This window comes from Rhizobium sp. P2_G9, from assembly GCF_056403475.1.
Genome location: NZ_JBFUFK010000013.1, coordinates 148638 through 161100 on the forward strand (window position 1 = coordinate 148638; position 12463 = coordinate 161100).

11 protein-coding genes are annotated in these 12463 nt (G+C 61.6%); 6 read left to right on the forward strand and 5 right to left on the reverse strand.

The features are described from left to right. Window positions 1–41 precede the first annotated feature (41 nt). From AC1DYF_RS13130 to AC1DYF_RS13140, 3 genes are all read left to right on the forward strand, one after another. The gene (locus AC1DYF_RS13130) at window positions 42–881 is read left to right on the forward strand and encodes an isocitrate lyase/PEP mutase family protein (protein WP_477877178.1); all 840 of its coding nucleotides are present in this window, start codon (window positions 42–44) and stop codon (window positions 879–881) included. Between the two features lie 173 nt (window positions 882–1054). Then, a complete protein-coding gene (locus AC1DYF_RS13135; RefSeq protein WP_477877179.1) occupies window positions 1055–3262 on the forward strand; it encodes a sensor domain-containing phosphodiesterase in 2208 nt (735 codons plus the stop codon). A 271-nt stretch (window positions 3263–3533) separates the two neighbouring features. Then, a complete protein-coding gene (locus AC1DYF_RS13140) occupies window positions 3534–3983 on the forward strand; it encodes a hypothetical protein (protein ID WP_477877180.1) in 450 nt (149 codons plus the stop codon). Window positions 3984–3995: 12 nt separating this feature from the next. On the opposite strand, the gene AC1DYF_RS13145 is transcribed toward AC1DYF_RS13140, so the two are convergent. Continuing rightward, window positions 3996–4721 (reverse strand): response regulator, encoded by a 726-nt coding sequence (locus tag AC1DYF_RS13145; protein ID WP_477877181.1) that lies wholly within the window; start codon window positions 4719–4721, stop codon window positions 3996–3998. Window positions 4722–4852: 131 nt separating this feature from the next. Here AC1DYF_RS13145 and AC1DYF_RS13150 point away from each other — a divergent pair, with 131 nt between their 5' ends. Continuing rightward, window positions 4853–5608, forward strand: a complete 756-nt coding sequence (locus tag AC1DYF_RS13150) for a Crp/Fnr family transcriptional regulator (protein WP_477877182.1) — start codon at window positions 4853–4855, stop codon at window positions 5606–5608. A gap of 21 nt (window positions 5609–5629) precedes the next feature. Next, complete coding sequence (locus AC1DYF_RS13155) at window positions 5630–7552, forward strand: hybrid sensor histidine kinase/response regulator (RefSeq protein WP_477877183.1); 1923 nt, start codon at window positions 5630–5632, stop codon at window positions 7550–7552. Here the strand turns inward: AC1DYF_RS13155 and AC1DYF_RS13160 are convergent. The 3 genes from AC1DYF_RS13160 to AC1DYF_RS13170 form a co-directional block, all read right to left on the reverse strand. After that, entirely contained in the window at window positions 7549–7869 is a 321-nt protein-coding gene (locus AC1DYF_RS13160; RefSeq protein WP_477877184.1) for a hypothetical protein, read from the reverse strand. The genes AC1DYF_RS13155 and AC1DYF_RS13160 overlap by 4 nt on opposite strands. A gap of 338 nt (window positions 7870–8207) precedes the next feature. Continuing rightward, complete coding sequence (locus AC1DYF_RS13165) at window positions 8208–8984, reverse strand: SDR family NAD(P)-dependent oxidoreductase (RefSeq protein ID WP_477877185.1); 777 nt, start codon at window positions 8982–8984, stop codon at window positions 8208–8210. Between the two features lie 323 nt (window positions 8985–9307). Beyond that, window positions 9308–10006, reverse strand: a complete 699-nt coding sequence (locus AC1DYF_RS13170) for a TetR/AcrR family transcriptional regulator (protein ID WP_477877186.1) — start codon at window positions 10004–10006, stop codon at window positions 9308–9310. Window positions 10007–10196: 190 nt separating this feature from the next. Here AC1DYF_RS13170 and AC1DYF_RS13175 point away from each other — a divergent pair, with 190 nt between their 5' ends. Continuing rightward, window positions 10197–11399 (forward strand): multidrug effflux MFS transporter, encoded by a 1203-nt coding sequence (locus tag AC1DYF_RS13175; RefSeq protein ID WP_477877187.1) that lies wholly within the window; start codon window positions 10197–10199, stop codon window positions 11397–11399. A 71-nt stretch (window positions 11400–11470) separates the two neighbouring features. On the opposite strand, the gene AC1DYF_RS13180 is transcribed toward AC1DYF_RS13175, so the two are convergent. Further along, a complete protein-coding gene (locus tag AC1DYF_RS13180; protein WP_477877188.1) occupies window positions 11471–11905 on the reverse strand; it encodes a VOC family protein in 435 nt (144 codons plus the stop codon). Between the last annotated feature and the right edge of the window lie 558 nt (window positions 11906–12463).

A 12463-nucleotide genomic window follows, 5' to 3' on the forward strand; every position in this document is an offset into this window, starting at 1 on the left:
TCCATGTTAAGCATGCGTGCAACACAATGGGAGGATTTGCCGTGACCAGTCTCGCCGAACGCCACCAGACATTCCATGACCTGCACCAGAAGGGCTGTTTCGTCATCCCCAATCCGTGGGACATGGGCTCGGCGCGGATGATGGCTGCCACTGGTGCTGTGGCGCTGGCGACCAGTTCGGCGGCCTTCGCCTTCACGCTCGGCCGCCCGGATATGGGCCGGGTCAGCCGCGAGGAAGCGCTGAAACATGCCGAGGATATCGTGCGCGCCACGCCGCTGCCGGTGTCCGGCGATTTCGAGAATGGTTTTGCCGATGCGCCGGATGATGTCGCCGAAACCATCCGGTTGGCGGCCGAGGCCGGGCTTTCCGGCTGCTCTATCGAAGATACCCAGATGATCGAAGGCAATCCCGCCTATGCCTTCGATCTGGCCGTCGAGCGGATCAGGGCGGCAGTGGACGCTGCCCGATCCCTCGGCAGGCCTTTCATTCTCTGCGCCCGCGCCGACGGCGTGATGAACGGGGTCTATGATCTCGATGAAGGCATTCGCCGCATCCAGGCGTTCGAAAAGGCCGGCGCCGACCTGCTCTATATTCCGGTGCCGCCGGGGGTGGAGGAATTGAAGCGGGTCGTCGCGTCGGTCGGCAAGCCCGTCAACGCACTGGCTGCGGGGCCGCTGATTCAACTGTCGGTGCCGGAGTTTGCGGCCATCGGCGCCCGTCGCATCTCGCTCGGCTCGATGATCGCCCGTGTTACCCACGCGGCGATTGCCGAGCAGATGGCCGCGATCATCGATGACGGCAACTTCAAAAAGCTTTCCGTTGCAGCTTCGGGTAGCAAAATCAATGCCATGCTGGCCGCCGGTGCTGATCGCGAAGGCTGACGCACACGCTCGATCGCCTGAAATTCTTCGACTGGAGAATTATCGCGGAAAGCGAAATTTTCTTTTGTCAAGTCGGCCATAATTGATGTAGCGCAAAGACGGCTTTCCCATTTCGAACCATAAGTTGAGCATCGGCTAACATATGGCCGTCGATGCTTTCCGGGTGGGCCGCAATGCTGGATATTTCAGGACGTGAACATTTGCAGGAAGACGCCGAGCAGGACCGCCTGGCGGAATTGAAGGATTTTGGCATTGCCGGAACGGCGCCCGAGCCGCGCTTCGATGCGATAACCCGGGCGGCGCGCGGGCTGTTCAAAACACCCATGGCCTTTCTCACCCTGATCGAGGAAGACCGGCAATGGTTCAAGAGCACGGTCGGGCTCGATATCACGGAGACGCCGCGCTCGGTTTCCTTCTGCACCCATACGATCATGAGCGACGAGGTCATGGTCGTGCCGGATTCCTGGCTCGATCTGCGCTTTGCCGAAAATCCCCTGGTCACGGGTGAGCCGCGTATCCGCTTCTATGCCGGTGCGCCGCTGGTCACCGAGCAAGGTGCACGGATCGGCGCGCTGTGCGTCGTCGACACCGTGCCGCGGCAGTTCGGCGAAGAGCAGCAGGCGGCGTTGAAGGATCTGGCGGCGCTTGCCATGAACCAGATCGCGCTCCGCCGCAGCGAAACATCCTCGATTGCGCTGGCTGGGCTTGCCCAGGCGCTGGGCCAGGCATTGATCGCGGTCGGCCCATCCGGCGCGATCGAATTCGCCAACCGGCCGGCGGTCGATTTCTTCGGCTGGAGTCTCGAGGAAATCAGGGGCCTTCGGATGGACGATCTGGTTTCCGACGGGCGCCTTGGCATGAACGCCACGGCCCTGATCTCGGTCTTCGAAGGCGCGAAGGAGGGGCTGGTCAGCCGGCCGCTCAGGCGCGACGCGAAGAAGAGCGATGGCTCCGTCGTGCCGGTAGAGATTTCCGTGTCGCGTTGGGAGAGCGCCAATGGCGCGGGCATTGCGATCGTCCTGCGCGATCTGGCGGAGAAGGCGGCGGCGGCGCTTGGCCAGCTCGGCGTCAAGCGCAGCGAAGCTATCGACGGCAGCGACATCGCCCTTGGCCGGCTGGTTGGCGGCATGCTGGAGAGTGGCGAGCGCCCGGCGCTGTTCGTGCTTTCGATCGACGATTTCGATTCTCTGAGCGAGACGCTTGGCCGACCTATCGGGCATGCGCTGCTGCAATCCGTCTCGCTCAGGCTGCGGCGCCGCTTTCCCAATGCGGCGGTCATCGCCCGCGCCAGGGCAGGGCATTTCGCCGTGGTCGTCACCGGCGTGGACAATGAAAAGGACGGCAGGCAGGTCGGTGAGGCCCTGCTCCAGAGCTTCGAGGGCGGTTTCGACCTTGGCGGCGGAATCATCGAGGCCGTGGCGAGCGTCGGCTTTGCGCTGGCGCCCCGGCATGGCGCGACGGCGGCAGAATTGTCGGCCAATGCGACTTTGGCCCTCAACGAGGCCCGTCATGCCCAGGGCGGCAGGGTAAGGGTCTATGACGAGCATTTCAGGATCCGTTCCAGCGAGCGCGACCAGGTGCGCCGCGAATTGCTGCAGGCGCTGAAGAATGATGAATTCCGCCTGTTCTACCAGCCGCAGGTCGGCCTGGCGGATGGGTGCATCCACGGGGTAGAGGCGCTGCTGCGCTGGCAACATCCGACCCGCGGCCTGTTGCAGCCGGGCGACTTCCTGCTCGATGTCGAAGACGGCGGCATGTCGTTGCCGGTCGGCTGGTGGACGCTCGAAGCCGCCTGTGCGCAGCTCGCTGCCTGGCAGGCCGAAGGCCTGCCGCCGATCAGCATGGGCGTCAATCTCTTCGCCTCGCAGTTCCGTTCCGAAAAGCTGGTCAAGATCGTCACGGACCTGATCGAGACCTATGGCATCGAGCCGGGCCAGCTGGAGCTGGAAGTGACCGAGACGATCGCGATGCTCAACGACGAGGTCGGGCTGCAGTCGTTCCGGCAATTGCGGGAGATGGGCGTCAGGATCGCATTCGACGATTTCGGCACCGGCTATGCGTCGCTGAGCTCGCTGCAGCAGTTTCCGCTGACCACGCTGAAGCTCGATCGCGGCTTCGTCAGCAACATCACCACGGTTCCGGGCGATGCCGTCATTACCCGCACGATGCTGACGCTCGCCAATGATCTCGGCCTGACGGCGATCGCCGAGGGCATCGAGACCCGCGAGCAGGAGGCGCTGTTGAGGATGCTCGGCTGCCGCCTCGGCCAGGGCTACCTCTACAGCAAGCCGGTGGCGTCAGGCGAAATAGCGACACTGCTCGCCAACGAGCGCAGGCCATCGGAGAGGCGTGAAATTCCGGCAAGACGTTCCCTGTCCTGAAGGAATTCCTAGATCGCTTTACGACTGCAGGATTCGCGTCCCGCGCCTTAGCGCATTGTTTGCGCACGTTTTCATTGCGAAACCGGCGACCGCTTTCGGTAACCCTGTGCTAACTATTTCAGCCTGAAACCGATTTCTTGATTCCAATCAATGTATTCGGCGATCGGAATGGATAATGTCCAGGGCAACTGAAACGACTGCGGCACTTAAAATGACAGTTCAGCCAGCACCAATGCGTTTTCGGATGCCGTCGGAGAAGCCGGAGTTCTGGATGTCCAGCGCCTATGCGACGCACCCCATCGGCGAGGAACAGATCGACCTCGCCTATGTCCTGATCGAGGCGTCGCGCGGCGATGTCAAAAGAGACGATTGGCGCGCCTACTGCCATCGCATCGTCAAATGGCGCGGTGCCACCGGCCTGCACGACGACGTTTTCGTTTCCACCGACAGGCAGGGCCACATCAGGGGGCTGTTCGTCACCGAAGTGGTGCAGAGCCTGCTCTTCGGGCGCGTGCTCGAAATACCGCTGTTCGTGACGGCGAGCGCCGGCGACGAGGACGGCATTATCGAGGATCTGCTGGAGGCCGCGACCGCCAAGGCTGAGGCTGCCGGCTGCGGCGACATCCGCATCTGGACGCCGGGCGGTCAAAGCTGGTCGCGGATTGCCGAGCGCTGGTCATCGTCGATGCGCTATTCCGGGGTGCAGATCAGTCTTGCCTGATCAGGATGGGTCTTAACGATCAAGCCGGCCGGTGAAGACATAGCCGACACCGCGCACCGATTTGATGAATTGCGGGTTGCCGGCATCGGCCTCGATCTTCTTCCGCAGACGGGCGATCTGGGCGTCGATCGTGCGGTCGAAAGCCTCGAGATTGCGGCCGCGGGTGAGATCCATCAGCATGTCGCGGCTGAGCACCCGCCCTGCATGCCTGAGCAGGGTGGCGAGCATGTCGAATTCGCCGGTCGTCAGATCGGTGACGGAATGGTCCGGCGCGGTGAGCTCGCGCCGCCCGAGATCGAGTGTCCAGCCTTCGAAGGAGAACCTTTCGCCGGCATTTTGGTTGGCGGGCGCGGCGGCTACGCTACGGCGGCGCAGGATCGTCCGGACGCGGGCAAGCACTTCGCGCAGGTGGAAGGGCTTTGCCATATAGTCATCGGCGCCGAGTTCGAGGCCGACAATGCGGTCGAGCACGTCGTCCTTGCCGGTGAGCATCATGATCGGCATGTCCGATTTGGCGCGAATCTCGCGGGCGAGCTCCAGGCCGCTTTCGCGTGGCAGCACCAGGTCGAGCAGGACGATGTCGAATGTGGTGGCGGCAATCTGGGCTCGCATCGCGGCGCCGTCGCCGACCGTGGTGACGCGATAACCCTCGTCCTCGAAATAGCGGGCGAGCATCTGCCTTATGCGTGCATCGTCGTCGACAACCAGAATGTGTTCGATGTCGTCCGTGACAGCCATTCCATTCCTCCCGCGAACCACCCGCGGCGCTGTTACAAACTGTTACATGATTCCACGCTTGATTACATAGCTATCATTTCACCGTTACGACGATGAGGTGAACTACCAGTATCAAAACTGGAGCGAATACGATGCTTTCCGCTGCTAACCTGTCCCGCCAATCGGTTGTCACGTCCAACGTCGCTGCAGGCGATGGAAAGGTCTCCCTCGCCTCCGTGTTCAGCGATAGGCCGGTGGAAGCCTTCGCGGCAGGCAATCCGCTGTTCTGGGAAGGCGACAAAGCCAAGCACGTTTTCGAAGTGGTCGAAGGTGTGCTGAGGATCTTCAAGATCCTCGGCGACGGCCGCCGCGCCATTACCGGCTTCCTCTATCCCGGCGATCTGGTCGGCGTGTCGATGCGCGATGTCTATCTCTACAATGCCGAGGCGGTGACCGCCGTCAAGGTGCGGCGCTTCTCCAGCCAGGCCTTCCAGGAAGCGATCAACCAGTCGCCGGAACTGCGGCCGCAGCTGTTCGCCAAGCTCTGTGACGAGATGGCCAGCGCCCAGGACCAGATGGTCCTGCTGTCGCGCAAGAATGCCGAGGAGCGCATCTGCAGTTTCCTGGTCATGCTGTCCAGGCGCATGTCGAACGACAATAACCTGTCGATGAATATCGAAATTCCGATGTCGCGTCTTGATATGGCGGACTATCTTGGTCTAACCATCGAGACTGTATCGAGAACGGTTACGAGCCTGATCGGCCGGGGAATCATCGGACAGTCGGGCCGTCATGACATGACCATCAAGAAGGTCGACACGCTGCTGCGTCTCGCAGGGGATGCCGACGCTGACGAAGTGGAGTCATCGCCCCGGAAGCATACGCGCCCAGCCGTATGGCCGACCTGAGGAGGTGACGGAAAGGCGAGAATGACTCTTGGCTGGACGCCGGCGCTGACGACTGAAGCAGGCCTTGACGAAATCGTCCGCGTGCTCGACCAGGCAACGATCATCGTTCACGGTTTTGACGCCCCCATCACCCGATGGTCCAGTGGAGCCGAGCTGACCTACGGCTGGAGCCGCGAGGAGGCCACGGGCAAGATCGTCAGCGAGCTCCTGGAAACCGAATACCCCGAACATGCCGATTCGATCCGTCATGCCTTGAAGACCACCGGCCGCTGGCGCGGCGAACTCATTCATCACCACAAGAGGGGACATGCCGTTCCCGTTTCCAGCCAGATGTCGTGCCTGTCGCTCGGCCGGCCGGAAAACCTGGTGATCATCCAGCTCAACAGCGACATTTCCGAACTCAAGGACGCGCAGATCGATCTCGCCTCCCGCGAGGCGCATCTTCGCTCGATTCTCGAAACCCTGCCGGAATCGATGATCGTCATCGACGAAGCCGGCTTGATCACCTCCTTCAGCACCGCCTCCGAAACGCTGTTCGGCTATTCCGCCGACGAGGTTCGCGGCCGCAATGTCCGTATGCTGATGCCTTCGCCCAACCGCGAGGCGCATGACGGCTATATCAATCATTATCTGCAGACCGGCGAGCGGCGGATCATCGGTTACGGGCGCGTCGTCACGGGCCTGAGGAAAGACGGCACGACTTTTCCGATGGAGCTGGCGATCGGCGAGGCGATCGCCGAGGGCCGGCGCATTTTTACCGGCTTCATCCGCGACCTGACCAGCCGCCACCGGATCGAGGAGGAGCTGCGACAGGCGCAGAAGATGGAAGCGGTGGGCCAGCTCACCGGCGGCGTGGCGCACGATTTCAATAATCTGCTCACCGTGATCAGCGRCAATCTCGAAATGCTGGAGGCGCGGATCACCGATCCGAAGCAGGCGATCCTGCTCAAGGAAGCGCGCGACGCCACCGACGACGGCGCCAAGCTGACCGGCCAGCTGCTCGCCTTCGGCCGTCGCCAGCCGCTGGCGCCGAAGCCGATCGATGTCGGGCAGTTGATGGAGGGCTTCTCCGATCTGCTGCGCCGCTCGATCGGTGAAGCCATCGAGCTCAAGACATTGGTGGCGTCCGGCCGCAACATGGCGTTGGTCGACGGTTCGCAATTGCAGAATGCGGTGCTCAATCTGGCGCTGAATGCCCGCGATGCGATGCCGCGCGGCGGCATGTTGACGATCGAGACATCGCGGGTTCATCTCGATGCCGACTATGCCCAGATGTATTCCGACGTGCGCATCGGCGACTATATCGTCATCGCCGTCACCGATACCGGCATCGGCATGACCGACGAAGTGAAGCTGAGGGCCTTCGAGCCGTTCTTCACCACCAAGGAAGTGGGTGCGGGCTCCGGGCTGGGCTTGAGCATGGTCTACGGTTTCGTCAAGCAGTCCGGCGGCCACATACAGATCTATAGCGAGCCGGGACACGGCACCAGCATCCGTGTCTTCCTGCCCGTCATCCAGGATCAGCAAGAGCCAGCCAACGCAAATGGCGGCGGCTCGCCGCGGGAAACGCAGATGCGTCGCGGCTATGAGAGGATCCTCGTCGTCGAGGACGATCCCCGGGTGCGCCGCGTCACCGTCGCGCGGCTCAACGACATCGGCTACGACGTCATCGAGGCGGAGAATGGACCCGACGCGCTGGAATTGCTCCAGCAACACGCCGAGATCCGGCTGCTGTTCACCGACATCGTCATGCCCGGCGGCATGCATGGCAACGAGCTTGCCGACTTAGCCCGGACGATCAAGCCTGAGATCAAGGTGCTGTTCACCTCGGGCTATGCCGAACCGAGCGTCGCCGGCAAGGAAGTCGCGGGTTCCGGCAACTGGCTGAAGAAGCCGTATACGGCCGCCGAGCTGGCGGGGCGGCTCAGGGAGCTTTTGGATTAAGCCTTGAGTATCCGGTCGACAAGAAAGTCGGTCGCGAGACTTCTGTCAAAGCTGACGCCAACAAGTTCTGTTTCCTGGAGAAAAAATAACACTGCGCCGAATTCCAGGATTTCATCGTGCTTTTGCGCGTTGTTGAACTGAATTTCGACGGTCGTTTCATCGACATAGACGCTGAACGGCGCGTGGATATCCATAGCCGGCATGTACCAGCTTGATTTGGTGCAGGACGTAATATCTATGTCGAGGACAGGAAGCCCCATGACAGGCTCTTTGTTCAAGCTAAGCTTCTTGTGACTGTGAAATTCGTAGTCGATCAAAACGAACTTTCTTAAGTAAGTAAGTTCTTGGATCAGCTGTATCTCGATAAGATTTCTGTTTCCGTCTCCTATATACAGAAAGATTACGGGTTCGCCTCTGCTCAGGAGCGAGAAGCTAATCGGGATATAGCTGTCAATTCGCAACCGATAGCTGGTGTCGTGTGGGTTATAGGTTTGGAGAGATCGAATCATCACTGCATGTCTACAATTGCGTTTTAGCTGAATTGCCGCGCGCGGCGCCGATGCCGCGATCGGGCCAAAGAAGGGATGCCGCGACTGTTGGGCTGGCCTCGCTCCAGTTTGAACTTAGTGCAGCACTCGAGCTCTGTTGTTTGGCGCTAGAACGTCCCCGGATAAGTGCCGCCGTCGAGCAGGATGTTCTGCCGGGTGATGTAGCCGGCATTGGCGCCGCAGAGGAAAGCGCAGGTCATGCCGAATTCTTCGGGATTACCGAAGCGGCCGGAGGCTTCCTCGACGCGGCGTTCGTTCATGATGTCGTCGACCGTCTTGCCTGCCGGCAGGTGGCGGCTGGCGCCGCCGCGCAGCCGGTCGGTGTCGAACGAACCGGGCAGGATGTTGTTGATCGTGACATTGTAGCGCGAAACCTCGCGTGCCACGCCGGCGCAGTAGCCGGTCAGCCCGCTGCGGGCGCCGTTCGACATGCCGAGCGAGGCGATCGGCGCCTTCACCGAGCCGGAGGTGATGTTGACGATGCGGCCGAAGCGGCGGGTGATCATGCCGTCGATCGTCGCCTTGATCAGCTCGATCGGTGCCAGCATGTTGGCTTCGAGTGCTGCGAGCCATTGTTCATGGGTGAAATCGCGGAAATTGCCGGCCGGCGGGCCGCCGGCATTGTTGATCAGGATGTCGGGGTTGGGGCAGGCGGCGAGCAGTTTTGTGCGGCCCTCTATGGTCGCCACGTCGGCGGCCACCGCGATGACTTCGACGCTTGCGGCGGCACGGATTTCTTCGGCTGTCTTCGTCAGCCGTTCCTCGTTGACGCCGTTGACGACGATGTTGACGCCTTCACGCGCGAGCGCCATGGCGCAGCCTCGGCCGAGGCCGCGGCTCGATGCGCAGACGATGGCCCAGCGGTCCTTGATTCCCAGATCCATAGTGGAGTCTCCCGATATGTTTTGGGGTATGTCTACGCTGGGCTGGGTGGGGTCGGCAAGGTGGGAGGATGGAGCGGGGCGGCCATTTGTGCTTCTTGGGTGTGGCGCACCCCCCTCTGCCCTGCCGGGCATCTCCCCCTCAAGGGGGGAGATTGGATGGGGCGCTGCCTCGGCCTCCTCTACCGTGACATCCTCAGTGATGTTGAGGTCAGGCAGCGGTGGCGCCGCAGGTCAATCTCCCCCCTTGAGGGGGAGATGTCCGCCCTTCGATAAACTCAGGAGGACAGAGGGGGGGTGCCGCACGCGATGAGACCTTGCGGCTATCAAGCCGAAGCCATCGCAATCACCTTCGCCGGCTCCCGCGCCGGCTGCTTCCCATAAGCCTTCAAAAAAGTCCGCACCGCATTACGCGCGGCACTTTCGATCTCAACGTCGCTGGGCGTTTCCCCGAGCAGCATCTGCATGTGCAGATCGGCATTGCCGAGCGCCATGAATTGCCGTGCGGCGACATCGAAATCGTCGATGTCCAGCGCGCCGGCGAGGCTCAGCCGGGCGAGCAGGGCGGCGAGTGCGGTGGTGATCTTCAGCGGTCCCTGCTGGCGCCAGGATTCGAACAGGTGCGGATGCCGTTCGCCTTCGCTCTGCACCAGTTTGCGCAGGAAACGGCCGTCATGGTTGCAGACGCAGTTGCGATTGATCCTGACCAGGAAGGCGGTCAGATCGGCTTCGAGATTGTCGGCCTTGTCGGGGAAGGTCGAGAGGATCGAGAACAGCATGCCGTTGGTGCGGGTCATCACATCCTCGACCACCGCCATGAAAAGGGTTTCCTTTTCCCGGTAATGATTGTATATGGTCTGGCGTGAGACGCAGGCTTCAGCCGCGATCTCGTCAATGCTCGCCCCACCAAAACCTTCCCTGCAAAACACGTCGGCTGCTGCCTCCAGGATCGACATGCGCTTGGCGCATTGACCCTTCATCACAGCTGCGGCCGGCTTCTTCGCAATCGCAATATTTTTCTTCATGCGGGTAAGATAATGCGCCTTGACGAATTAGACAATAGTGTCTAATTTTACACTCGTGTCCAAATTAATGGACATTGCATCTTGCCGAGACAGCGTGTTCCCGACGCCGCCTCGCCACCGTCCACCCGAACCCGATCAATCCAGCGGCCGCGCAATCCGGCGCTTTGCCGCGTCTTGAAAGTTTACGACAATGACGGCTCCCTTTTATCGAATTGCGGTCGTTCTGGGCCTGCTCTCCGCCATCGGGCCTTTCGCGATCGACATGTATCTTCCTGCACTGCCCTCGATCGGCGAGGACCTCCACGCCGACACAGCGGTGACGCAGTTCACGCTGCTTGCCTTCTTCATCTCGTTTTCGCTGTCGCAGCTCTTCTATGGGCCGCTGTCCGACATGTTCGGGCGCAAGCTGCCGCTCTATATCGGCATTGCCATCTTTGCCGTGGCCTCGATCGGCTGCGCGCTGTCGACCGATATCCATACGCTGATCGCCTTCCGGTTCCTGCAGGGCATTGGCGGCGCGGCCGGCATGGTCATTCCGCGCGCCGTGGTGCGCGACATGCATACCGGCGTCGAAGCCGCACGGCTGATGTCGCTCTTGATGCTGGTGTTCTCGATCTCGCCGATTCTGGCGCCGCTCACCGGCAGCGGCGTGATCAGCGTCTTCGGCTGGCGCGGCGTGTTCTGGGCGGTGACCATTGCCGCGGCCATAGGTCTCGTGCTGTTGTTCACCCAGCTGCGCGAAACGCGGGGCAGGGAACATAGGGCGGAAAGCAGCGTCGGCTCGGCGGTCAAGGCCTATGCAACACTGCTCGGCGACAAGCATTTTCTGACCATGACCTTCATCGGCGGGCTGGCGATCTCCAGCTTCCTGATCTACCTCGCCAATTCGCCCTTCGTGCTGACCCGCCAATATGGCCTCAGCCCGACCGAATTCAGCCTGGCCTTCTCCATCAATGCCGTGTCCTTCTTCGGCGTGTCGCAATTGACAGGCACTCTCGGCAGCCGCTTCGGCCTGGTGCGGGTGATGCGGGCGGCGGTGGCGGGCTTCGCCTTCACGCTGGTGGCGCTCGCGGTCCTGACGCAAGCCGGCGTCACCCAATTCCCGGTGCTGGCGGCCTTCCTGTTCGTCGGCTATGGCTTCCTCGGCCTGGTCATTCCGACCAGTGGCGTGCTGGCCATGGAGGAACACGGCCCGATCGCCGGCAGCGCCTCGGCGCTGCTGGGGACGCTGCAATTCGTCGCCGCGGCGATCATCATCGCCATTGCCAGCGTGTTTGCCGACGGCACCGCGCTGCCGATGACGGCCGGCATCGGACTGGTGGCGGCGCTGACCTTCATCCTGACGCAACTGACCGTCGGTCGCCGCCGCACCGTGACCGCTGCTGCGGAGTAATCTCCGAGCATAGAAAGGCCGCCCGTTGCGATTGCAGCGGGCGGCCTTTGTATTGATGGATTCTTCAGGCCTCAGCCCTTCTTCACCGGCGAATTCATCGCCCAGGCGACACCGAACGGGTCCTTGAGCTGGCCCCAGCGGTCGCCCCAGAACATCACCTGCAACGGCACCACGACCTCGCAGCCGGCATTCACCGCCCGCTCCCAGGCGGCATCGATGCCATCCTCATAGATCAGCTGCATCGTATAGCCCTGGGCCGGCAGAGCCGGATGACCATGTTCGGGGTAACCATCGCCGAGCATCATCGAGCTGCCGTTGACATAGAGATGGATATGCATGGTCCGGCCCTGTTCGTCCGGCGGATAGGCGAAGACCTGTTCGGCGCCGAAGGCAGATTTGTAGAATTCGGCCGCCTTGAAGGCGCCGTCGACGGAGAGATAGGCTATGAGCCCGCCCAGGACCTTCGGCATCGGCGGCATTTCGGTCTGCATCGTTTGGTCGTTCATCGAAATCTCCTCACTTTTATAGGCCCTGTCGGTCGGGCTGATCCAAGGACGCGGGATTGGCGCATCAGCCGACAGAGGGCTGAAAATATTTTCTGGCTTTTTCGGTAGCCCATCTGCGGCAGGAAAGGGGGCGGACCGCTTTTTCATTCGCGCCTTGGCAGGGCAGCTAGCGCGGGGATGACCGTGGGGTTTCGGGTTAAAGCGATCCGCGGATTGGAATGTCGGCCTAATGTGTTTCAAACAGATGTCATATTTGCGAAGGGCGATGAAGCAAATGGGGATATCGATTGTCGAGGCCGACGCGAAGACCCTCTCTGGCCTGCCGGCCATCTCCCCCACAAGGGGGGAGAAGACTCGCGGCACGCTCCTTGCCTCGATGAGGCACTACGGAGCCGCAGGTTAAGCCCCTCCCCCTCACATGAGGATTTTGCTGTCAAGGTATGAGTTAGGGATTTCCTGTTTGTTCGACGGGTTGGCCTTCCTGTTCGTCCCGACCTTACGGTTTTGTATGGCATCGCGCGCAGAGCGGGGCAAGGGTCGGCCATCGGCCGGCCGCGT

Excerpts from the sequence above, each read along its gene's own strand:
- AC1DYF_RS13165 (WP_477877185.1), bottom strand. The coding sequence starts at position 8,984 with ATGGATCTGGGAATCAAGGACCGCTGGGCCATCGTCTGCGCATCGAGC.
- AC1DYF_RS13135 (WP_477877179.1), top strand. The coding sequence starts at position 1,055 with ATGCTGGATATTTCAGGACGTGAACATTTGCAGGAAGACGCCGAGCAG.
- AC1DYF_RS13150 (WP_477877182.1), top strand. The coding sequence starts at position 4,853 with ATGCTTTCCGCTGCTAACCTGTCCCGCCAATCGGTTGTCACGTCCAAC.
- AC1DYF_RS13170 (WP_477877186.1), bottom strand. The coding sequence starts at position 10,006 with ATGAAGAAAAATATTGCGATTGCGAAGAAGCCGGCCGCAGCTGTGATG.
- AC1DYF_RS13145 (WP_477877181.1), bottom strand. The coding sequence starts at position 4,721 with ATGGCTGTCACGGACGACATCGAACACATTCTGGTTGTCGACGACGAT.
- AC1DYF_RS13175 (WP_477877187.1), top strand. The coding sequence starts at position 10,197 with ATGACGGCTCCCTTTTATCGAATTGCGGTCGTTCTGGGCCTGCTCTCC.
- AC1DYF_RS13140 (WP_477877180.1), top strand. The coding sequence starts at position 3,534 with ATGTCCAGCGCCTATGCGACGCACCCCATCGGCGAGGAACAGATCGAC.
- AC1DYF_RS13180 (WP_477877188.1), bottom strand. The coding sequence starts at position 11,905 with ATGAACGACCAAACGATGCAGACCGAAATGCCGCCGATGCCGAAGGTC.